12 protein-coding genes are annotated in these 22,385 nt (G+C 66.4%); 6 read left to right on the forward strand and 6 right to left on the reverse strand.

Features of this window, described 5'->3' with window-relative positions:
• Window positions 1-12 precede the first annotated feature (12 nt).
• The 3 genes from APH44_RS14200 to APH44_RS14210 are packed head-to-tail and all read left to right on the forward strand — an operon-like array spanning window position 13 to window position 12,681.
• Window positions 13-8,610, forward strand: coding sequence for a non-ribosomal peptide synthetase (locus APH44_RS14200; RefSeq protein WP_054893240.1), 8,598 nt, complete (start codon window positions 13-15; stop codon window positions 8,608-8,610).
• A gap of 60 nt (window positions 8,611-8,670) precedes the next feature.
• Window positions 8,671-9,657 carry an alpha/beta hydrolase gene (locus tag APH44_RS14205; protein WP_054893241.1) on the forward strand — a complete coding sequence of 329 codons (987 nt, stop codon included), beginning with the start codon at window positions 8,671-8,673 and terminating at the stop codon, window positions 9,655-9,657.
• Window positions 9,658-9,702: 45 nt separating this feature from the next.
• Window positions 9,703-12,681: an autotransporter domain-containing protein gene (locus tag APH44_RS14210; RefSeq protein WP_054893242.1), complete on the forward strand. Its 2,979-nt coding sequence runs from the start codon at window positions 9,703-9,705 to the stop codon at window positions 12,679-12,681.
• A gap of 50 nt (window positions 12,682-12,731) precedes the next feature.
• Here the strand turns inward: APH44_RS14210 and APH44_RS14215 are convergent, their stop codons facing one another.
• Window positions 12,732-13,634: a LysR substrate-binding domain-containing protein gene (locus tag APH44_RS14215; protein ID WP_054893243.1), complete on the reverse strand. Its 903-nt coding sequence runs from the start codon at window positions 13,632-13,634 to the stop codon at window positions 12,732-12,734.
• 350 nt (window positions 13,635-13,984) lie between these two features.
• Between APH44_RS14215 and APH44_RS14220 the strand changes: the two genes are divergently transcribed.
• Window positions 13,985-15,268: a dicarboxylate/amino acid:cation symporter gene (locus APH44_RS14220; RefSeq protein WP_054893244.1), complete on the forward strand. Its 1,284-nt coding sequence runs from the start codon at window positions 13,985-13,987 to the stop codon at window positions 15,266-15,268.
• Between the two features lie 13 nt (window positions 15,269-15,281).
• Window positions 15,282-16,742, forward strand: a complete 1,461-nt coding sequence (locus tag APH44_RS14225) for an aspartate/glutamate racemase family protein (RefSeq protein ID WP_054893245.1) — start codon at window positions 15,282-15,284, stop codon at window positions 16,740-16,742.
• 39 nt (window positions 16,743-16,781) lie between these two features.
• Here APH44_RS14225 and APH44_RS14230 read toward each other — a convergent pair whose 3' ends face one another.
• The 5 genes from APH44_RS14230 to APH44_RS14250 all read right to left on the reverse strand — a co-directional run bounded on the left by APH44_RS14230 (window position 16,782) and on the right by APH44_RS14250 (window position 20,991).
• Complete coding sequence (locus tag APH44_RS14230; RefSeq protein WP_054893246.1) at window positions 16,782-17,576, reverse strand: class II aldolase/adducin family protein; 795 nt, start codon at window positions 17,574-17,576, stop codon at window positions 16,782-16,784.
• A 144-nt stretch (window positions 17,577-17,720) separates the two neighbouring features.
• Window positions 17,721-18,620: a LysR family transcriptional regulator gene (locus APH44_RS14235; RefSeq protein ID WP_054893247.1), complete on the reverse strand. Its 900-nt coding sequence runs from the start codon at window positions 18,618-18,620 to the stop codon at window positions 17,721-17,723.
• A 120-nt stretch (window positions 18,621-18,740) separates the two neighbouring features.
• Window positions 18,741-19,640: a hydroxymethylglutaryl-CoA lyase gene (locus APH44_RS14240; protein ID WP_054893248.1), complete on the reverse strand. Its 900-nt coding sequence runs from the start codon at window positions 19,638-19,640 to the stop codon at window positions 18,741-18,743.
• Between the two features lie 20 nt (window positions 19,641-19,660).
• Window positions 19,661-20,053, reverse strand: coding sequence for a MerR family DNA-binding transcriptional regulator (locus APH44_RS14245; protein WP_054893249.1), 393 nt, complete (start codon window positions 20,051-20,053; stop codon window positions 19,661-19,663).
• A 53-nt stretch (window positions 20,054-20,106) separates the two neighbouring features.
• Window positions 20,107-20,991: a helix-turn-helix domain-containing protein gene (locus APH44_RS14250; protein ID WP_054893250.1), complete on the reverse strand. Its 885-nt coding sequence runs from the start codon at window positions 20,989-20,991 to the stop codon at window positions 20,107-20,109.
• Between the two features lie 165 nt (window positions 20,992-21,156).
• Here APH44_RS14250 and pobA point away from each other — a divergent pair, with 165 nt between their 5' ends.
• Entirely contained in the window at window positions 21,157-22,341 is a 1,185-nt protein-coding gene (gene pobA, locus APH44_RS14255) for a 4-hydroxybenzoate 3-monooxygenase (protein ID WP_054893251.1), read from the forward strand.
• The last annotated feature ends 44 nt before the right edge of the window (window positions 22,342-22,385 follow it).

Here is a 22,385-nt window from a genome sequence, read left to right on the forward strand (position 1 = left end):
AGGGGAACCGGTGTGAAAGCGTTGATTGAAAGGGTGGGCGAGCTGTCGCCGAAGGAACGCAAGGCCTTGGCGGTGATGCTCAAGCACAAGAACATCAATCTGTTCAGCGTCGCGCCGGTGTTCAAGCGTCAGCCCGAGGAACCGCAACTGTTGTCCTATGCCCAGGAGCGGCAGTGGTTCCTCTGGCAGATGAGCCCCGAGAGCAGTGCTTATCACATCAGTGCCGCCCTGAAGTTGCAGGGCGCGCTCGACATCGCTGCGCTCGATGCCAGCTTTGCCGCGCTGGTGGCCCGTCATGAAACCTTGCGCACCCGCTTCGTCCAGGATGACGAGCAGGTGCTGCAGGTGATCGATGCGCCGAACTGGGCCGGGATCGAGCAGCAGACCCTGGCCCTCGACGATGCGCCGCAACGACGCCAGGCGCAGTTGCAGGCGTGTGTCGAGGAGGAGATTCAGCGCCGCTTCGACCTGCAGGCCGGCCCGCTGTTGCGGGTCAAGCTGTTGCGGCTCGGCGAGCAGGAGCATGTGCTGGTGCTCACCCAGCACCACATCGTCACCGATGGCTGGTCGATGCAGGTGATGATCGACGAGCTGGTCCAGCTGTACGCCGCCGCGTGCGAAGGGCGGACCGTGCAACTGCCGGCGCTGCCGGTGCAGTACGCCGATTACGCCTTGTGGCAGCGCCAGTGGATGGAGGCCGGTGAGCAGGAGCGTCAGTTGGCCTACTGGACCGAACGCCTGGGCAGCGAGCATCCGGTGCTCGAGCTGCCGTTCGACCATCCGCGCCCGGCGGAGCAGAGCCTGCGCGGCGCAAGCTTGGAGGTGAAGCTCGAGGCGCAGCTGTGCCGTGAACTGCGCAGTGTGGCGCAGGCGCAGGGCGTCACCCTGTTCATGCTGTTGCTGGCGTCGTATCAGGTCTTGCTGTACCGCTACAGTGGCCAGCGCGACCTGCGCATCGGCGTGCCGGTGGCCAACCGTAATCGCATGGAGACCGAGCGACTGGTCGGCTTCTTCGTCAACACCCTGGTGCAGCGCGTCGAGATCTCGGGGCAGACGACCGTGCGGGCGTTTCTCCAGCAGGTCAAGGCCGATGCCCTGGGCGCGCAGGCGCACCAGGACTTGCCGTTCGAGCAGCTGGTCGAAGCACTGCGCCCGCAACGCACCCTCAGCCACAGCCCGCTGTTCCAGGTGATGTTCAATCACCAGGGTGGCGCGGCGCTGGGCGCTGGCGGTGACGGCGCCCAGGCGTCCGGCCTGCGTATCGAAAACCTCAAGAGCGAGGGCCATACCGCCCAGTTCGACCTGACCCTGAACATTCTGGAGCAGGGCGATGCGCTGGATGCGCAGTTCACCTACGCCCTGGACCTGTTCGAGCCGGCGACCGCGCAGCGCCTGGCCCGGCACTGGCAGAACCTGCTGCAGGCGATGGTCGCCAACCTCGACTGCACGCTGGACGACCTGCCGCTGATCGCTGCCGACGAAGTGCGCGACACCCTGGCGCGCTGGAACGCCACCGCAGTCGAGTACCCGCTGGAGCACAGCGTCCAGGCGCTGATCCAGCGTCAGGTCGAGGCCACGCCGGAGGCCACGGCGCTGGTGTTCGGCGAGCGTCAGCTCAGCTACCGCCAGCTCGATGCCCTGGCCAACCAGTGGGCGCACCGCCTGCAAACGGCGGGCGTGGGCCCGGATGTGCTGGTGGGTGTGGCGGCCGAGCGCAGCGTGGAAATGGTCGTGGCCCTGCTGGCGGTGATCAAGGCCGGTGGCGCCTATGTGCCGCTGGACCCGGAATACCCGCGCGAGCGTTTGGCCTACATGATCGAGGACAGCGGCATCGAACTGCTGCTGACCCAATCGCACCTGCGCGAGCAGTTGCCGCTGCCGCAGGGCCTGGAGTGCCTGTTGCTCGACCAGCCGCTGAGCGGTTATGCCGAGCACGCGCCGGTGATCGAGGTCACTGGCGAGAACCTCGCCTACGTGATCTACACCTCCGGCTCCACCGGCAAGCCCAAGGGTGCGGGCAACCGCCACCGCGCTTTGACCAACCGTTTGTGCTGGATGCAACAGGCCTATGGCCTGACTGCTGGGGACCGGGTGGTGCAGAAAACCCCGTTCAGCTTCGACGTGTCGGTGTGGGAGTTCTTCTGGCCGCTGATGACCGGCGCTTGCCTGGTAGTCGCCGCGCCGGGGCTGCACCGCGACCCGGCGCAACTGATCGAGCTGATTCGCCGTGAACGCATCACCACGCTGCACTTCGTGCCGTCGATGCTGCAGGCCTTCGTTGCCGACCCTGCGGTGACGGGCTGCGACAGCCTGACCCGTATCGTTTGCAGCGGCGAGGCGCTGCCGGTGGATGCCCAGCGCCAGGTGTTCGACAAACTGCCAAATGCCGGGCTGTACAACCTGTATGGCCCGACCGAAGCGGCCATCGACGTGACCCATTGGACCTGCCGCGAAGAGGGCCGCGACAGCGTGCCGATCGGCGAGCCCATCGCCAACCTGCAGACCTATGTGCTGGACGCTGGCCTAGGCCCGGTGGCAGTGGGCGTGGTAGGCGAGCTGTACCTGGGCGGCACCGGCCTGGCGCGGGGGTATCACCGTCGTCCGGGGCTGACCGCCGAACGCTTCGTCGCCAGCCCCTTCGGTGACGGCGAGCGGCTGTACCGCACCGGCGACCTGGCGCGCTACCGCGCCGACGGGGTGATCGAGTACATGGGGCGTATCGACCATCAGGTGAAGATTCGCGGCCTGCGCATCGAGCTGGGCGAGATCGAAGCACGGCTGATGGAGCAGGACGAAGTGCGCGAAGCCGTGGTGCTGGCGGTGCCGGGTGCCGGGGGCCTGCAACTGGCGGGTTATCTGGTGCCCAGCACGCCAGTGGCGGACGACGCGGCGGCCGAAGCCTTGCGCGCCACTCTGCGCGAACGCCTGGGCGCGGTGCTGCCGGACTACATGGTGCCGGTGCACCTGCTGCTGCTCGATCAATTGCCGCTGAGCCCCAACGGCAAGCTGGAGCGTCGTGCGCTGCCGCACCCTGCGGTCGGCCAGTCGAAACAGGCCTATGTCGCGGCGCAGAGCGCCGTGGAAAAGACCCTCGCCGGGATCTGGCAGGACGTGCTCAAGTTGGAGCAGGTCGGGGTCAACGACAACTTTTTCGAGCTGGGTGGCGACTCGATCATCTCCATCCAGGTGGTCAGCCGCGCGCGGCAGGCCGGTATCCGCTTCACGCCCAAGGACCTGTTCCGCCACCAGACCATCCAGGGCCTGGCCGGTGCGGTGCGCATCGAGGCCGGGGGTCATGAGGCCGAGCAGGGGCCGGTGACCGGCCGGGCGGGGCTGCTGCCGATCCAGCAGGCGTTCTTCGCCTTGCCGCTGGCGCAGCGCGCGCACTGGAACCAATCGGTGTTGCTGCAACCAACCCGGGCGCTGGACGCCGATGCCCTGGAGCGCGCCTTGCAGGCGCTGCTGGTGCAGCATGACGCGCTGCGCCTGGGCTTCACCGAGGTGGACGGAAATTGGCAGGCACAGTTCCGTGAGGTGACCACGGTCGGTACGTTGCTGGAGCGGGTCGAGGGGGTACAGCCCGACGCCCTGCAAGCCCTGGGTGAGCGGGTGCAGCGTAGCCTCGACCTGGCCGACGGCCCGCTGGTCCGCGCCGTGCTGGTCACCCTTGGCGACGACAGCCAGCGCCTGTTGCTGGTGATCCACCACCTGGTGGTCGATGGCGTGTCGTGGCGGGTGTTGTTCGACGACCTGCAAAGCGCCTACCAGCAGAGCCTGCTTGGCCAGGCGCCGGACCTTGGGCCACGCACCAGTTCGGTCAAGGCCTGGGCCGAGCGCCTGGAAAGCTATGCGCACAGCGAGCAGGGCCAGGCGGAGCTTGCGTACTGGGAGCGTCTGCGCGAGGTGCAGGTGCACTGGCCTGTAGCCGCGCCGACGCAACCTTTGCTCAATCGCGACGCCGCCACGGTGCAAGTGCGCCTGGACGCGGCCCTGACCCGACAATTGCTGCAGCAGGCGCCTGCGGCCTATCGCACCCAGATCAACGACCTGTTGATGACGGCCCTGGCGCGCACCCTGGTGGCCTGGACCGGTGACGAGCACGCCCTGGTGCAACTGGAAGGGCACGGGCGCGAAGCCTTGTTTGACGACATCGACCTGACCCGTACGGTCGGTTGGTTCAGTTCGATGTTCAGCGTGTGCCTGACGCCGGCCGCCGAGCTGGGGGCCTCGATCAAGCAGGTCAAGGAGCAACTGCGCGCCATTCCGCATCGCGGCGTCGGTTTCGGGGCGCTGCGTTACTACGGCGAGCCGCAGGTGCGTGCGCTGCTCGCGGCGTTGCCGCAGCCGCGGGTGACCTTCAACTACCTGGGCCAGTTCGACGGCAGTTTCGCCGTGGACGATGGTGCGCTGTTCACCCCGGCAAACGAGTCTGCCGGGGCGGAGCAGGGCGAGGATGCACCGCTGGGCAACTGGCTGACGGTCAATGGCCAGCTGTATGGCGGCGAGCTGAGCCTGAACTGGATCTTCAGCCGTGCGCAGTTCGCCCCCGACGAGATTCAGGCCCTGGCCGAGCGTTACATCGAGCAGCTCGGCGCGTTGGTGCGTCACTGCGTGGAACTGCCGGTGCGCGGCGCGACGCCTTCGGATTTCCCGCTGTGCGGGCTCGATCAGGCCCAGCTCGAGCGCTTCCCCGGCCTGCTGGAGCAGGTCGAGGACATCTACCCGCTATCGCCGACCCAGCTGGGCATGCTGTTCCACACCCAGGAATCGGCGGCCAACCTGTACATCAACCAGACCAGCATCGAGGTCAAGGGCCTCGACGCCGGGGCGTTCATCGCCGCCTGGGCGCAGGTGGTGGCGCGCCACGAGATCCTGCGTACCGGCTTCTGGACCGCCAGCCACCTGGCCGAGCCGCTGCAGGTGGTCTACCGCCAGGGCAGCCTGCCGGCGCGCTGCCTGGACTGGCGCGAACGCACCGTCGAGCCAGGCGCCTTGCAGGCGCTGGCCGATGAGGATTGTGCGCGCGGCTTCGAGCTGCTCGAGGCGCCGCTGGCGCGCCTGAGCGTGGTGCGCCTGGATGACGACACCACGCAACTGATCTGGACCAGCCACCATATCCTCATGGACGGCTGGTCCAATTCGCGCCTGATGGGCGAGGTCTTCGAGTGCTATGCCGGGCATCCGCTGCCCACCAAGCGCGGGCATTTCCGCGACTATATCGGTTGGTTGCGCGCGCAGCCGGCGGCGCGGCAGGAAGCCTTCTGGCGCGAGCGCCTGGCAGGCCTGGAGGGGCCGACCAGCCTCAGCAGCAGCCTGCCGTTGCCGGCCGATGCGCAGGCTGAAGGCCATGCGGCGCTGTACCTGGACTGGGATGCCGCACGCACCCAACGCCTGCGCGAGGTCGCCCAGCAATTGCGGGTGACCCCCAACACGCTGGTGCAGGCGGCCTGGCTGTTGCTGTTGCAGCGCCATACCGGGCAGCAGACCGTGTGCTTCGGCGCCACGGTGGCCGGGCGCCCGGCGGAGTTGGCAGGTTCGGGTGAAATGCTTGGCCTGTTCATCAACACCTTGCCGATCGTCCAGACCCTGTCCGACCTGCAGCCGCTGGACCAATGGCTGCAGGCCCTGCAGGCCTGGAACCTGGAGGTGCGCGACCATGAGCACACGGCGCTGGCCGATATCCAGCGCTGGGCCGGGCAGGGCGCCGGTGGCCTGTTCGACAGCATCATCGTGTTCGAGAACTATCCGGTGGACGAGCGCCTGGCCCAGGCCCAGGACCAGCAGTTGCAGTTCGGCCAGGTGAGCACGCGAGACGTGACCAACTACGCCATGGACCTCGCGGTGCACCTGGGCGCGACCCTGAAGATCGAGTTCCTCTATCTGGTCGGGCGTTTCACGCCGGCCAGCGTTGAGCAGATCCTCGCCAGCTTCGAGACCTTGCTGCAGGCGATGCTCGACCAGCCGCAGGCTCGGCTTGGCAATCTCGGCCTGCTCGATCAGGCCGGGCAGCGGCAGTTGGTCGAAGCCAACCGCCTGGGCGGGCAGGCGCCGACGGCGCTGTTGGGCGAGCAGATCGCCCGCCACAGCCGCGAGCGCCCGACGCAGGTTGCGCTGGTGTGTGCCGGTCGCCAGTTGACCTACGCCCAACTCGAACAGCGGGCCAGCCGCCTGGCCGAGCTGCTGGTGGCGCAGGGTGTCGGCCCGGAAGTGCGGGTGGGCGTGGCCCTGCAGCGCTCGGTGGACATGGTGGTGGCGTTCTACGCCGTGATGAAGGCCGGTGGCGCCTATGTGCCGCTGGACATCGACTACCCCCGCGAGCGCCTGGACTGGATCCTCCAGGACAGCAACGCTGCCTTGATCCTCACCGAGCACAGCGTGCAGGCGCGCCTGCCGCAACGCGAGGGGGTGAACTGGCTGCCCCTCGACAGCCTTGACCTGGATTTTGCGGGCATCACCCGTGGCGCCGCGACGGTGTCGCCCGACAACCTGGCCTACCTGATCTACACCTCGGGTTCGACCGGCAAGCCCAAGGGCGTGGCGGTCACCCACGGCCCACTGGCCATGCATTGCGCGGCGATCGCCGAGCGCTACGAAATGGACGCGCGCACCCGCGAGCTGCTGTTCATGTCGTTCGCCTTCGATGGCGCCCAGGAGCGCTGGCTGTCGACCCTGAGCAATGGCGGTTGCCTGGTGATCCGTCCGGGCGAACTGTGGACGCCCGAACAGACCTGGCAAGCGTTGCATGCCGAGCGCATCGACATCGCCTGCTTCCCGCCGGCCTACCTGCAACAACTGGCCGAGTACGCCGAAGGCCGCGAGCCGCCGGCAGTGCGCATCTACTGCTTCGGTGGCGATGCGGTGGCCCAGGCCAACTACGACCTGGTGCGCCGCAACCTGCGCCCGCAGGCGCTGACCAATGGCTACGGCCCGACCGAAACCGTGGTCACGCCGCTGCTCTGGCGCGTTGCCGCCAACCAACCGTGCGAGGCGGTGTACGCACCGATCGGCACCCGCGTCGGCGAGCGTACCTTGTATGTGCTGGACGCTGCACTCAATCCGGTGCCGGACGGGGTTGCCGGTGAGCTCTACATCGGCGGTGAGGGCCTGGCGCGCGGCTACCATCAACGTCCGGATGTGACGGCCGAGCGTTTCGTCTGTGACCCGTTCGCGCAGGCGGGCGGGCGTCTGTACCGCACTGGCGACCTGGTGCGCCGTCGCGCCGATGGCGTGTTCGACTATCTCGGCCGCCTCGACAACCAGGTCAAGGTCCGCGGTTTCCGTATCGAACTGGGCGAGATCGAGGCGCGCCTGCGTGGGCGGGCCGAGGTGCGCGATGCCGTGGTGGTCGCGCGGGAGGTCAATGGCAGCAAGCAACTGGTCGCCTACGTGGTGGCCGAGGCGGGTGACAACCTGGCCGAAAGCCTGCGTGCGCACCTGGCCGATGAGTTGCCGGACTACATGGTCCCGGCGCAGATTATCCTGCTGGCGGCGCTGCCGCTGAGCGCCAATGGCAAGCTCGACCGCAAGGCCCTGCCTGACCCGCAGTTCAAGGCGCGTGAGCACGTGCCGGCCAGTACGCCGCAGGAACAGGCGCTGGTGCGTATCTGGCAGGAGGTGCTGGAACTCGACCAGGTCGGGATCACCGACAACTTCTTCGAACTGGGCGGCGACTCGCTGCGCGTGCTCAAGGTGCTGGGCAAGGTCCGCGCGGCACCTGAGCTGGGCCTGAGCCTGAAGCTGCGCGACATCATGAGCAAACCGACCATCGCCCAACTGTGCGGCAGCGAACGCAAGCCGCAGGCGCCGGATCCGCTGTTGGCGCTCAACCGTATCGTCGAAGGCAGCTCGCCGCTGTTCTGCCTGCATGCCGGCTTCGGCACGGTGTTCGACTACGAGCCGCTGGCCCGCCACCTGGATGGGCAGTGCACGGTCTATGGCCTGCAATGCCGCATGCTGCTGGACCGCGAGTGGCAGGACAGCTCGTTGGCGGCAATGGCCGGCGACTATGCCCAGGTCGTGCTGCGCAAGCAGCCCGAAGGGCCGCTGCGGCTGCTGGGCTGGTCGCTGGGTGGGCCGTTGGCGGTGCTGGTGGCCGCCGAGCTGATCCGCCTCGGCCGCGAAGTCAGCCTGCTGGGGTTGGTGGACAGTTACCTGCCGGGGCTGGCCGCAGCTGGCGGCGACTGGCGTGACGACTTCCACGGTTTCGTGGCGGTCACCCTGGGCGATGCGCCCGCAGCGGCGCTCGACCCCGCAACGCTGACGCAACTGGACGCCGATGCGTTGGCGGTGCAGATCGGGCAACTGCGCGAGCAGGGCAGCACCTCCGAGGTGTATGCCCGAATCGAGGCACAGGACCTGGCCCACACCTTCGTCGTGGCCATGCGCCTGAAAGCCCTGGGTGAGGCCTTGCACAGCCTGCCTGCGGTGGCGGCCGAAGCGCGCTGCTGGTGGGGCGAAGGCGTCGGCAGCCGCGAGCGTGCCAGTTTCGAAGCGGCACTCGGGCAGTGCCAGGCCAGTGCGGTGGTGGCGGCAGGGCACTTCGAATTGCTGCAGCACCCCAGCGTACTGGCGGATATCCGCGACAGCCTGGCCCCGACGTTCAGTCATTGAAACCTCGGGGGCCCGCCGCACAGGCGGGCGCCCGTATCGCGTCTTCCGAGGATTTTCCCAATGTCTCTGCATCCTGACCTGGCCGGTTTTCTCGAACTGGTCGAACTGGGCCGACTGACCGGTGCCAGCCAACCCATGCACCAGATGAGCGTCGAGCAGGCCCGTGCCGAATTCGAGCGCAGCTCCCAGGTGCTCGACCCGAGCCCGCCTGATGACCTGCAGGTCGAGCACCTGCAGATGGTGGATGGTGACGGCCAACCGCTGTCGGCACGGTTGTACCGTCGGCAGTCGCCGGTGGACGGTCTGCAGCCGGTGCTGTTGTATTTTCACGGTGGCGGCTATGTGGTCGGCAGCCTGGACTCCCACGATGCGGTATGTCGCCGCCTGGCGATGTGCAGCGATTTTGCGGTCCTCGCGCCAGCCTACCGCCTGGCGCCGGAAGCACCCTTCCCAGCGGCTGCGGACGATGCCCTGGCCAGTGCCCGCTGGCTGGTGGAGCACGGCGAGGCGCAGCGCCTGGATGCCCGCCGGGTGGTGGTCAGTGGCGACAGCGCCGGGGCCAGCCTGGCCATCGTCGTCGCCGCCGTGGCCGCGCAGCATCCGGAGAAGGCGGCGTTGCGTCCGTTGGCGCAGTTGCTGTTTTATCCGGTCACCGACATCAGCTGCCAGCGGCCGTCCCATGGGAAATTCGCCGAGGGTTACCTGCTCGAGAGCGAAACCCTGGAATGGTTCTACCGGCACTACGTGCGTGACGCATCGCAGCGCCTCGATTGGCGGGTGTCGCCGTTGCACCTGGCGGCGCTCGAAGGGCTGGCGCCCACCTGGATGGCCCTGGCCGGGCATGATCCGTTGCTCGATGAAGGTGTTGCCTGGGCGCACGCCCTGGAAAAGGCCGGCGTGCCGCTGCAGTGGCGGGTGGAAGAGGCACTGACCCACGATTTCCTGCGGATGCAGGGGATGGTCGAGGCCGTGGAGGGGATTTATGCCGAAGTGGGGCGCTGGTTGAAGGCGGTCGGCGCAGGTTGTCAATCAAACGGTAATATCTGATAGCCATATTAGCCGGCCATCAACAATCACAATGGTCGCCCCAACATGCATTTCACGCCGCACCGTCTGGCCCTGTGTGTCGCCCTGGCCAGTGCTGCCCTTGCCGCCAACGCCACCGATTACCAGGTTGGCAATGCCAGTACCAGCACGCTGGAACTCAAGAAGGGCGACACGCTCAAGGTGACGCCGACCGGCAGCATCGTCTCGGGTGCCGACGACGGGGTGATCCTGCCCAAGCAGACCAGTGGCACCACGGTCAGCGTCGACAATGCCGGGATCATTCGCTCCACTGTGGCCCGTGGTATCGACACCAAGGATGGCGGCACCGACCAGAGCTTCTTCGTCATCACCAACCGCGCCGGGGCGCTGATCCAAGGTACCAACGACGGTATCCGTTTCCAGACCAACCCCAGCGCGGGCGGCAGCCTCAAGATCAGCAACGCCGGGACCATCGAATCCATTACCGATGGCCAGGCCATCGATCTGGAGGCCATCAACAACCCAGGTTTCAGCACCACCCTGGTGAACGAGGCGAGCGGCGTGATCCACGCCGTGGGCAACGACGCGATCAAGACCGGCTCCAACGCCACCATCACCAACTACGGGCGTATCTACACCGACACCGCGCCCCAGGATGCCAAGGGCCTGGACCAGAAATACGACGGCATCAAGATCGGCACTTCGACCGGCGTCACCGTGTACAACTACGGCAGCATCAGTGCCGATCGTCACGGCATCGACCTCAAGACCGACGCCACCCTCTACAACTATGCCGGTGCCAGCGTCACCGGGCGCAACGGCTCGGGCTTCGGCTCCGACGGTACTGGCACCGTGTACAACTGGGGCACCATCACCGGTGCCATCGCCGACGGCAAGATCAATGGCGATGGCGATGGCGTCGATATCGACTTGATCGGCCACATTTACAACGCCGGCACCATCCAGGGCCTGGGCGCCAAGGGCGTGGACAGCGGCGGGAGGCCCAACGGCAGCGAAGGCATCGCCATGGGCGGCGGTACGGTCACCAACACCAGCACCGGCCTGATCCGCAGCGTCGACAACGGCATTTTGGTGGACGACGGTGCCGAAGGTTCGGGTGTCGGCGCCACCACCATCGACAACGCCGGCACCATTCGTGGCGAGCGTGGCTTCGGCATCAAGCTGGTCGGCAACTTCGATGACACCGTGATCAACAGCGGCACCATCAGCGGCGGCAACGGCCTGGCATTGAGCATGGGCGGCGGCGACGACCGCCTGATCGTGCGTACCGGTGGGGTGTTCAATGGCCTGGTGGATGCGGGCGATGGCGTCGATACGCTGCAGCTCGAGGGCAGTGGCCAGTTCGGCAACAGCGCCAACTTCGAGAAGCTGTTGGTCTCCGGGGGCACCTGGACGCTGAGCAGCGTCAACGATTTCAGCCAGGGTGGCGAGATCACCCAGGGCGCGGCGCTGGTCAACCAGGGCAGCGTGCTCGGCAGTTTGCGGGTAGACCGGGGGGCGATCTACGCGGGCGGTGGTGTGGTCGGTGGTCTCGACGTCAGGGGCACGATGCTGACCAACACCGGGCTGGGCGTGGCCACGGTCAAGGGCGACCTGAAGTTCGATTCGGGCGCCAGCCTGGTCTATGGCGTCAACGCCGACGGCAGCAGCGCGCCGATCACCGTCACCGGTACCGCCAATCTGGGCGGTGCCACCCTGCGCATCCAGCCGACGCCTGGCCACTACCCCTGGCAGAGCCAGTACACCGTGCTCAACGCCGGTGCGATCAACGGCACCTTTGGCCAGGTCACCAGTGACTACGCCTTCCTCACCCCGAAACTGAGCTACAGCAGCCACTCGGTGGGCCTGACCTACACCCGCAACGACGTCGCCTTCGACCAGTTCGCCCGCAGCGCCAACGCTGGCGCTGCGGCGCGCAGCCTGGCCAGCCTGGGCAGCGGCAGTGCGCTGTACAGTGCGCTGCTCAATACCTCGAACGCCAGCGCGGGCAATGCCATCGAACAGCTGTCGGGCAGCAACACCGCCAACCTCGCGGCAGCCACCCTGGCCGGCAGCGCCCAGGTGGGCAGCACCATGCTTGGCGCCTTGCAGTCGATGGGCAGCAATGCCGGGTTGCTGGTGGGCCTGGATCAGCAGGACACCCCGGTGCTCGCCGCCACCGGCCTGCCCCAGGGCGTGTGCAACCTCAACGACCCGAACGCCCAGGGGCGAGTGTGGGGCCAGGCGCTGGGCAGCTACGGCAAGGTCGATGGCAGCCACGGCGCCAGCAGCCTGGAACAGCGCACCGGCGGCGCGGTGATGGGCCTGGACTGGGCGGTGGGCAGCGACTGGCGCCTGGGCTTGCTGGGTGGCTACTCGCGCACCCGTCTGGACGCCAGCGGCCTGGATGGCAAGGTGCGCAGCTGGCATGCCGGCGTCTACGCCCAACGCCAGAGTGGCCCGCTGGCCCTGCGCCTGGGCGCGGCGTACAGCAGCCATGACGGCGACAGCAAGCGCAGCGTGGCCTTCGATGGCTTCGATGAGCGGCTGAAGGGCAACTACGATGCCGACAGCCAGCAGGCCTTCGCCGAGCTGGGCTATGCCCTGGGCAGTGGGCGCCTGAGTGCCGAGCCTTTCGCCAACCTGGGCTACCAGCGCTATCACCGCGACAGCTACCGCGAGAAGGGCGGCGATGCTGCGTTGGCGGTGGATGCCGACACGCAGGACAACGTCACCAGTACCTTCGGCGTGCGCATCGCACACCTGGGGCAACTGGACAACGGCATGAGCCTGACGCCCCGCGCCAGCCTGGGCTGGCGCCACACCTATGGCAACCTCGACACCCGCACGCGCCAGGCGTTCCTGGCCGGCGGCGATGCGTTCAGCGTCCAGGGCAGTGCGCTGGACCGTGACAGCCTGGTCGTCGAGGCCGGGCTGGAGCTGGGGCTCAGCGCACGGCAGAGTGTGGGCCTGGGCTACAACGGCGAGTTGGGCAGCAATGCGCGTAATCACGCCGTGATGGGGCAATGGCAGTTGAAGTTCTGATCGCCCGTCGATACACCTGAAGCCGGGGCCGCAAAGGCCCCGGCAGCGTTTCAGCGCAGGTCGCGTTCCAGCGACTTCCACAGCTCGAGCATGGTCGGGTTGCTGTTGCCGATCGAGCGGAATGACCAGATTTCCAGTTCCGCGCTCCACTCGTCCCCGCCTGCGCGTACCAGCCGACCGCTGGCCAGTTCCTCCTCGACCGCCGACTCCGGCAGCCAGGCGATGCCATAGCCTTCGCGGGCCATGCGCATCAGGTGCATGGCCATGTCGGCTTCGTAGAAGCGCTTGAGGTGAGGTTGCGCGTTGCCCTGCAGCAGCACATCCACCACCCGCCCGAGAAACGAGGTAGAGGTGTAGGCGAGGTAGGGGATGGGCTTGCCCGCTGCCCCCGGCAGGGCGAACAGCGGGCGCCCATCTGCGTCGGGCGCCGACACCGGGAAGAAGGCATCGCTGCCCAGGCGCAGGCCGACGAACTTGTCACGGTCGAGAATGATCGGTGCACGCGGGTGGCTGTAGCCGATCATCAGGTCGCAGCTGCCTTCGGCCAGGGCGATGACCGCTTCCTGCACGTTGGCGGCCAGCACCCGCGCATTGAAGTAGCCGTAGCGCCGCTGGAAACCGGCGAACCAGGTGGGCAGGAAGGTCATCGACAGGGTGTGCCCGGCCACCACCTGGATCGAGCGCCCGGGCATGCGCTCGCCACGGCGCAGCGCCGAGCGCAGGTCATGGAAGATCGACAGCGCGTCTCGGCCTTCGTCGCAGAAGGTCTTGCCGGCGGCGGTCAGTTGCACCGGATAGGTGCTGCGGTCGACCAGCTCGACGCCGACCCATTCCTCCAGCGAGCGAATGCGTCGCGACAGCGCAGACTGGGTGATGCAGCGGATCTCGGCCGCGCGGGAAAAGCTCTTGGTCTCGGCGATGGCCAGCAGGTCATCGATCCATTTGGTTTGCATGGTGGTGGGCCTGTGGATGGCGCGCAGACTCTGCAGTTGCACCCTGTGGGAGCGGGCTTGCCCGCGAAAGGAACACCGCGATGCATGGCACCGGCTACGCCGGTGATCGCGGGACAAGCCCGCTCCCACAGGGATTGGGCTGGCCTTTAGATTTTGAACAAGACAGTTGCTCCTACAGGTTATGTGGCGCGGTTCAATGTTGGCATTTTATTCCCGCTTCGACCTAAATTCACCGCCATTCGACAACTATGCGAATTACGCATGAACCCATCGCGCATCCTCATCAACTGCCCCGGCCGTGCGTCGTAGCCTGTTGCTGTCCCTCCCGCATTCGACAGACAGAGGTCGAGATGAATAACAAGAAACTACCCCGTTACATCGCCGTGGCGATCCTGCTCGGCATCGTCGTCGGCTGGCTGTGCAACACCTACGCAGGCTCCGCGGACGCCGCCGAGCAGATTGCCGGCTACTTCAGCCTGGTCACCGACATCTTCCTGCGCATGATCAAGATGATCATCGCCCCTCTGGTGTTCGCCACCCTGGTCGCAGGGATCAGCAGCCTGGGCAACTCCGGCTCGGTGGGGCGCATCGGCCTGCGCTCGATGATCTGGTTCGTCAGCGCCTCGGTGTTCTCCCTGGCCCTGGGCATGCTGCTGGTGAACCTGTTCCAGCCTGGCGCCCACCTGAACCTGAGCGTGGAGTCGGGCCAGGCAGTGAGCGCGGTGGCGGTCAACGCCGGGGACTTCAGCCTCAAGACCTTCATCAGCCATGTGTTCCCGCGCAGCATCGCCGAAGCCATGGCCAACAACGAGATCCTGCAGATCGTGGTGTTCTCGCTGTTCTTCGGGCTGGCGCTGGCGTTCGTCAAGCAACGTGGCAACACCCGCATCGGCGAGCTGGTGGACGAGCTGGCCAAGGTGATGTTCCGCATCACCGACTACGTGATGATGTTCGCTCCGGTCGGCGTCTTCGCCGCGCTGGCCGCTGCCGTCACCACCCAGGGCATTGGCCTGTTGTTCGACTACGGCAAGCTGATCGGCCAGTTCTACCTGGGCATCCTGCTGCTGTGGCTGGCGCTGTTCGCGGTGGGCTACGGCTTCCTCGGGCGCCCGGTGTTCACCCTGGGCAAGCTGATCCGCGAGCCGGTGCTGCTGGCGTTCTCCACTGCGAGCAGTGAATCGGCCTACCCCAAGACCATCGATGCGCTGGAGAAATTCGGTGCACCCAAGCGCGTGTCGAGCTTCGTCCTGCCGCTGGGCTACTCGTTCAACCTCGACGGCTCGATGATGTACCAGGCCTTCGCGATCATGTTCATCGCCCAGGCCTACAACATCGAGCTGAGCTTCACCCAGCAAGTGCTGATCCTGCTGACCCTGATGGTCACCAGCAAGGGCATGGCCGGGGTGGCGCGGGCCTCGGTGGTGGTGGTCGCGGCCACGCTGCCGATGTTCCACCTGCCCGAGGCCGGACTGTTGCTGATCCTGGCGATCGACCAGTTCCTCGACATGGGCCGTACCGCGACCAACGTGGTGGGCAACAGCATCGCCACGGCGGTGATCGCCGACCTCGAACGGCGCCATAAGGATGCCCCGACGCCTGTCGAACCTGCGCTGAAACCTGCCGCCCACGCCTGATCCGGAACGTCCCATGAAAAGCCCACGCAAGACCGCCAACGCGCGCACCCTCGGCATCATCGGCGGCCTCGGCTCGCTGGCCGGTGGCGATCTGTTTCTCAAGCTGCTCAAGAGCCAGCCCCTGCTGGCCGAACAGGGGCGCTACCACCTGCTGTTCGAGCAGCACCCGTTCAAGGACCTGGCGTTGCCGCTCAGCGCGGGCGCGAGCATGACCTCGCGCAAGCTCTACGTGTTCCAGGTCTGCCAGGGCTATGCCGACAGCGGTGCCGACGCCGTGCTGGTGCCGTGCTTCGCCAGCCATACCTTCATCGACGAACTGCGCGCCGAGCTGCAGATCGCCATCGTCGACCTGATGGCGGCGCTCAAGGCCCATGTGGCGCACATCGCCCCGCCCGGTGCGCGCCTGGGCGTGCTGGCTTCGGACTATGTGCGCGCCTCGGGGTTGTTCGAGCGGCATCTTGCCGACGACTACGAGCTGATCCATCCCTCGCCGGTGCAGCAGGCGGCGTTGATGGAGGCGGTGTACGGGCCAGCAGGCATCAAGGCCGGACATCTGTATGGGGTGGCGCTGGAGCTGCTGCATCAGGTTTGCCTGGAGCTCGAGGGCCAGGGCGCGACGCTGTTGCTGCCGGGCATGACCGAGCTGTCGTTGCTGGCGCCGGAGCTGATGCGCCGTGGCATTCACTGCGTCGATGCCAACCAGGTGTATGCCGACTTCGCCAGCGCCACCGACTCGCTGCCCAGCCTTGCGCCGTTCAAGCTGGGGATCGTCGGTGGCGTGGGGCCGGCGGCGACCGTGGATTTCATGGGCAAGGTAGTGAAGAACACCCCGGCCGGGCGTGACCAGGACCATATCAGGATGGTGGTCGAGCAAAACCCGCAGATCCCCGATCGCACCGCCAACCTGCTGCGCCAGGAGGCCGACCCGACCGTGGCGATGTACTCGACCTGCCGCCGCCTGGAAGAGGAGGGCGCCGATGCCATCGCGATCCCGTGCAACACCGCGCATGCCTATGTCGAGCGGATCCAGGAGCATCTGGCGGTGCCGATCGTCAACATGCTGAGCGAGACCATCGATTTCATTCTGCACCGCTATGGTCGTGAGGTGCGGGTGGGGCTGCTGGCGACCTCGGGCACGTTGCAGAGTGGGGTCTATCACGCGGCGGCCGAACGCGTCGGCCTGTCGTTGCTGGTGCCGGACGATGCGGCGCAGGCGCGGGTGATGCGTGCGATCTATGGTGAGGAAGGCGTCAAGGCGGGATTTACCGAAGGGCAGTGTCGGGATGACCTGCTGGCAGGCGCCGGGCAACTGGTCGGGCAGGGCGCGCGGGTGTTGATCCTGGGTTGTACCGAATTGCCGTTGATTCTGGCCCAGGCCGATGGCTTCCCCATCGACGGGGTACAGGTGGCACTGGTGGACCCGACCGATGTGCTGGCGCGCCGCTGCGTGGCGTTGGCGCGAGGGCTGAGGTAAGCGCAGCGGGCATGCCCGCTGCCGCAGGAGGTGCTGTGGTCAGTTTTGGTAATCGCGCCCCTCGCGATCCAGTTGCCGGATCAACGCATCCCAGTGCCGCTGGATCCCTTCGCCAAGCCCGTCGGAAAAGCGCTTCGACTGCTCATGCACCTTGGCAATCGCCGCCGGGGAGGCGTACTGCAGCTGGTCGTTGCCACCGGCCTGGGCGGCGATCTGGATGTTGCAGGCGCGCTCCAGGCCGTGCAGCTCACGGAAGGCATGCTCGACGCTGATGCCGCCGGTGAGCAGGCCGTGATTGCGCAGGATCAGGATGTTGCTTTGCCCCAGGTTGGCCACCAGGCGCTGCTGTTCATCCAGGTCCAGCGCGACGCCCTCGTAGTCGTGATACACCACGCGGCTGTAATAGGCCAACGCATGCTGGGAGACCGGCAACAGGCCGTCACGCTGGGCAGACACCGCCGCGCCATCGCGGGTGTGGGTGTGCAATACGGCCTTGAGGTCGGGGCGGGCGCGGTGGATCGCGCTGTGGATGACGTAGCCGGCCTGGTTGATGCCCAGGCCCAGCGGGTCGTCGATGATCGTGCCGTCGACATCCACCTTGACCAGGTTCGACGCGGTGATTTCGTCGAACAGCAGGCCGAAGGCGTTGATCAGGAAGTGCTCGTCCGGGCCGGGAACCCGTGCCGAGAAGTGCGTGTAGATGTGATCGGTCCAGCGGAACAGGGCCGCCAGGCGATAGGCGGCGGCGAGCTTGACCCGCACCTCCCATTCCTCGGCGCTGACCCGTAGGCGCACGGCCTCCTGGCTGGGAGGTACGACGGACAGTGGACTCATGCGGTGCTCCAGTGCAAGCAGTACGGTGTGAACAGGACCGTAGGCGTCTGGCGCAACGCTGTAAAAGTCTTTTTGGTTCTATGCTAATTATTCGTTTTAAGAATTATATTTTTTGTTTTTATGCAAGGTGATCATTTAGCCGGGTCAGCTCGCTGCGCTGTTCAGGCGGGTGCCTGCCACGGCGCCGAACAGCTCCACCGGCTCCTGGAGGTTGCCCAGGTAGCGTGGATGGAACAGCCACAGGTCGACTTGCGGCTTGAAATCGCTGACGTTGACGATATCCAGCAGGTCTCGATGGCGACTGGCAAGCAACAGCGGTTCGGGCACCAGACCCAGGCCCTGGCCGTTGGCGACCAGCCCCAGTTGCAACTCGGTGCCGAAGGTTTCGAGGTTGATCGACAGTGACAGCCCCTGTTCGCTCAATGCGCGCTGCAGCCCGGCGCGAAAGCCGCAACCATCGGGGTTGAGCACCCAGCCGCGGGTATAGCAGTCGCGCAACTTGTAGCTGCGCTTGCCGGTGCTGCCCTTGGCCGCGACCACCCGCAACGGCATACGCGTGATGGAATGGCTGGCGATGCCCTCGGGGAAGATCTTGCCCGGTGGGAAGAGCGCCGCAGCGGCATCCAGCTCGCCGTTTTCCATGCGCGCGATCAGGCTGCTGCCCCAGCCGCTGGTGACCTGGGTGCGCAGCTCAGGGTAGGCCTGGCGGATCTGCGCCAGGGCCTCGAGCAGCACCACGTCGCCCAGTGTCTGCGGCACGCCCAGGCGCAGGGTGCCGGACGGCGCGCCATCGTTGGCCACCAGTTCGCGCAGGGCGTCGATTTCACGCAGGATGGCCTTGCACTGCTCGTACACACGCAGGCCCATGGGCGTGGGCTTGAGTGGCTTGGTGTTGCGGTCGAGCAAGGTGGCGCCGAGGTCTTCCTCGAAGTTCTGCACGCGCCGGGTGATGGCCGGCTGGGTCAGTTGCAGCGCTTCGGCGGCAAGGTTGGTCGACTGGCAACGGATGACGGCCACGAAGGCGTCCATGTCATCGATTTTCATATTCGGCGCTCACATATTGAGACTGGAGGACATACCCGCAGAGCATAATCCTGATGGTCGGGATTGTCACAGTTCGATGAGCGAGGCAAGCAGGGCGGCCTTCGCCGCCCGTGGCGAGCGTCAGCGGGCGTTGCGCGCCCGTGCCACCCGCGAGCCGTTGGCACGCCCCAGCACGTCGCTGATGCGCTGGCCGGCGGCGACCAGTTTGTCCAGGTCGATACCGGTCTCGATGCCCAGGCCTTGCAGCAGGTACAGCACGTCTTCGGTGGCGATGTTGCCAGTGGCGCCCTTGGCGTAGGGGCAGCCGCCGAGCCCGGCCACCGAGCTGTCGAACACGCTGATCCCTTCGAGCAGGCTGGCATAGACATTGGCCAGGGCTTGGCCGTAGGTGTCGTGGAAGTGGCCGGCAAGCTGCTCGCGCGGCACCTGCGCCGAGACCACCTCGAACAGGCGCCGGGTATCGCCGGCGGTGCCGGTGCCGATGGTGTCGCCCAGCGACACTTCGTAGCAGCCCATGTCGTGCAGGGCCCGGGCGACCGGGGCGACCTGCTCGGCGCTGACCTTGCCTTCATAAGGGCAGCCGAGCACGCAGGATACATAGCCGCGCACCCGGATACCGTGCTCGCGGGCGGCGTCCATGATCGGTTCGAAGCGCTGCAGGCTCTCGCTGATCGAGCAGTTGATGTTGCGCTGGGAGAATGCCTCGGACGCCGCGGCGAACACCGCCACCTCCTTGACCCCGGCTGCCAGTGCATCTTCGAAACCGCGCAAGTTCGGCGCCAGGGCCGCGTAGGTCACCCCGGCACGCTGGCGGATGCCGGCAAACACCTCGGCCGATCCACCCATTTGCGGCACCCACTTGGGCGAGACGAAACTGCCCACCTCGATGTAGGAGAGCCCGGCGTCGGTGAGGTCGTCCACCAGCCGCACCTTGTCGGCGACGCTGATGGGTTGGGCTTCGTTCTGCAAGCCGTCGCGCGGGCCGACTTCGACCAGGCGCACGTGTGCGGGCAATGACATGGCGGGGTTCCTGTGGCGAATCAGCGGTTATTGTTCAGGGTGGCGGCCAGGGCCTGCTCGCAGCGCTCCTGGGCAGTGTCCAGCTCCAGGTGCATCTGCTGGATATCGAGCATCTGCTGCTCCAGTTGCGCACGGCGTTCGGCGATCTTGGCCAGCATGCTGGTGAGCTGCTTGAGGTTGCCGCCGCTGGGGTCGTACAGCTCGATCAGCTCGCGACATTCGGCCAGCGAGAAGCCGATGCGCTTGCCGCGCAGGATCAGCTTGAGGGTCACCTTGTCACGCGCCGAATAGATGCGCTCCAGGCCGCGGCGCTCGGGGCTCAGCAGACCCTGCTCCTCGTAGAAGCGGATGGCGCGGGTGGTGATGTCCAGCTCGCGGGACAGGTCGGAGATGCTGTAGGTCTGGCTGCTCATGCTCGGGCTCGGGGGTGGAATGTGAGTAAGCTAAAGGCAGGTTGACGTATACGTCAAGGTGATTGCGCAGTGCCGCTGCGTCGGTAGGCATTGGGCGTCTGGCCGCTGAGGCGTTTGAAGAAGCGTGCGAAGTAGGTGGGATCGCTGAAACCCAGGCTGTCGGACAACTGGCCGATGCTCATGCGCGTGTAGGTCAGGTTGCGCCGCGCTTCGAGCAGCAGGCGCTGGTGGATCACCTGCAACGCGGTCTGCCCGCTCAGCGCACGGCACAGCTGGTTGAGCTGCAGGCTGGTGACGCCCAGGCGTGCAGCAAACTCATCGACCGACAGGTGCTGGCGGTAATGCGCTTCGACCAGGCGCAGGTAGTGCCCGAGCAGGTGGCGGTCGCGCTCGTCGCGGTTGCGCGGCGCCTGGCCCAGTTGCTGGCGGCGGCTGATCCACACCATCAGGGCGGTCACCAGCGCCTGCAGCATGGCCGCCCGCGCGGGTGCGCTGCCCTGGTATTCCTGCTGCAAGGTGTCGATCAGCCCGCGCAGGCGCGTGCGGTCGCGGCCCAGCGGGTAGCAGGCCGCCGATGCCAGCACCGCCAGTGGTGCTCCCAGGCGCTGCTCGAGGTCGGCCACCAGCGCCGTACCGAAGGTCAGTACATGGCCCTGGATGTCGGCGCTGAAGCGAAAGCCATGCACCGTCAGCGGTGGCACCACCTGGATCGCCGCCTCGTGGATCTCGCTGCGTCGACCTTCTATTTCCACCAGCGCGTGCCCGCGCTGCACGTAGAGCAACTGGAACAGTTCGGCATGCTGGTGCGGCTTGATTTCCCAGTGGTGCAGGCGGCTGCGTGCGGGAATCGATTCGCAGTGCAGCAGATCGGTGCCGGGCCAGGCGTGGTTCTCGCCATAGAGCTGGAACAGCGGTACGCCGGGAAGGGAGGATTTCATAATCGGGACACCTGTGCGCTGATCGCACGGAATTTTGAAAAGTGCAGATTTTCCATCGGATATGACACCTTTTCAGCATTTTGCGCCAGTAAAAATGCAGGGGCTAACCCGAATAACGTATGCCGGCTGCCGCCAGTACGGCATCGACAAGGCGAGACAACAACAATGAAAACCCAGGTTGCAATCATTGGCGCCGGCCCTTCTGGCCTGCTGCTTGGTCAACTGCTGCACAAGGCGGGCATCGACACGCTCATTCTCGAACGCCAGACCCCTGAGTACGTGCTTGGCCGTATCCGCGCCGGTGTGCTGGAGCAGGGCACCGTTGACCTGCTGCGCGAGGCCGGGGTATCGGCGCGCATGGACCGTGAGGGGCTGGTGCACGAGGGTGTCGAACTGTTGGTGGCAGGACGCCGCCAGCGCCTGGACCTCAAGGCCCTGACCGGCGGCAAGACGGTGATGGTGTACGGCCAGACCGAAGTCACCCGCGACCTCATGCAGGCCCGCGAGCAGAGCGGGGCGCCGATCGTGTATGGCGCGAGCAATGTGCAACCGCACGGGCTCAAGGACGAGCGGCCTTACGTGACCTACGAGAAGGACGGCCAGTTGCACCGCGTCGAGTGCGATTACATCGCGGGTTGCGACGGTTTTCATGGCGTTTCGCGCCAGAGCATTCCACAGGGCGTGCTCAAGCAGTACGAGCGCGTCTATCCGTTTGGTTGGCTGGGGTTGCTGGCCGATACCCCGCCGGTCAACCACGAGCTGATCTATGCGCATCATGATCGTGGTTTCGTGTTGTGCAGCCAGCGCTCCACAACCCGCAGCCGATACTACCTGCAGGTGCCGCTGGACGAGCGGGTGGAGAACTGGCCCGATGCGCGTTTCTGGGACGAACTCAGGGCGCGTCTGCCCGAGGACGTCGCCGCGCGCCTGGTCACCGGCCCCGCGCTGGAAAAGAGCATCGCGCCGCTGCGCAGCCTGGTGGTCGAGCCGATGCAGTACGGGCACCTGTTCCTGGTGGGGGATGCGGCGCATATCGTGCCACCGACCGGGGCCAAGGGCCTGAACCTGGCAGCCTCGGATGTCAACTACCTGTATCGCATCCTGGTCAAGGTCTACCGCGAAGGCCGCACCGACCTGCTGGAGCGCTACTCACCGCTGGCGCTGCGGCGGGTCTGGAAGGGCGAGCGTTTCAGTTGGTTCATGACCCAGCTGCTGCATGATTTTGGCGAGCACAAGGATGCCTGGGACCAGAAGATGCAGGAGGCCGACCGGGAGTACTTCCTGTCGTCCGAGGCCGGCCTGGTGAACATTGCCGAGAATTATGTGGGCTTGCCGTACGAGGAGGTGTAGGAGTAACTGTCTTTTTCAAATCTAAAGGCCAGCCCAATCCCCCT

This window comes from Pseudomonas sp. NBRC 111143 (assembly GCF_001320965.1).
Lineage (GTDB): Bacteria > Pseudomonadota > Gammaproteobacteria > Pseudomonadales > Pseudomonadaceae > Aquipseudomonas > Aquipseudomonas machongensis.

What these genes read in the sequence shown, in the direction of transcription:
- APH44_RS14205 (WP_054893241.1), top strand. Translation starts at nt 8,671, where the DNA reads ATGTCTCTGCATCCTGACCTGGCCGGTTTTCTCGAACTGGTCGAACTG.
- APH44_RS14210 (WP_054893242.1), top strand. Translation starts at nt 9,703, where the DNA reads ATGCATTTCACGCCGCACCGTCTGGCCCTGTGTGTCGCCCTGGCCAGT.
- APH44_RS14215 (WP_054893243.1), bottom strand. Translation starts at nt 13,634, where the DNA reads ATGCAAACCAAATGGATCGATGACCTGCTGGCCATCGCCGAGACCAAG.
- APH44_RS14220 (WP_054893244.1), top strand. Translation starts at nt 13,985, where the DNA reads ATGAATAACAAGAAACTACCCCGTTACATCGCCGTGGCGATCCTGCTC.
- APH44_RS14225 (WP_054893245.1), top strand. Translation starts at nt 15,282, where the DNA reads ATGAAAAGCCCACGCAAGACCGCCAACGCGCGCACCCTCGGCATCATC.
- APH44_RS14230 (WP_054893246.1), bottom strand. Translation starts at nt 17,576, where the DNA reads ATGAGTCCACTGTCCGTCGTACCTCCCAGCCAGGAGGCCGTGCGCCTA.
- APH44_RS14235 (WP_054893247.1), bottom strand. Translation starts at nt 18,620, where the DNA reads ATGAAAATCGATGACATGGACGCCTTCGTGGCCGTCATCCGTTGCCAG.
- APH44_RS14240 (WP_054893248.1), bottom strand. Translation starts at nt 19,640, where the DNA reads ATGTCATTGCCCGCACACGTGCGCCTGGTCGAAGTCGGCCCGCGCGAC.
- APH44_RS14245 (WP_054893249.1), bottom strand. Translation starts at nt 20,053, where the DNA reads ATGAGCAGCCAGACCTACAGCATCTCCGACCTGTCCCGCGAGCTGGAC.
- APH44_RS14250 (WP_054893250.1), bottom strand. Translation starts at nt 20,991, where the DNA reads ATGAAATCCTCCCTTCCCGGCGTACCGCTGTTCCAGCTCTATGGCGAG.
- pobA (WP_054893251.1), top strand. Translation starts at nt 21,157, where the DNA reads ATGAAAACCCAGGTTGCAATCATTGGCGCCGGCCCTTCTGGCCTGCTG.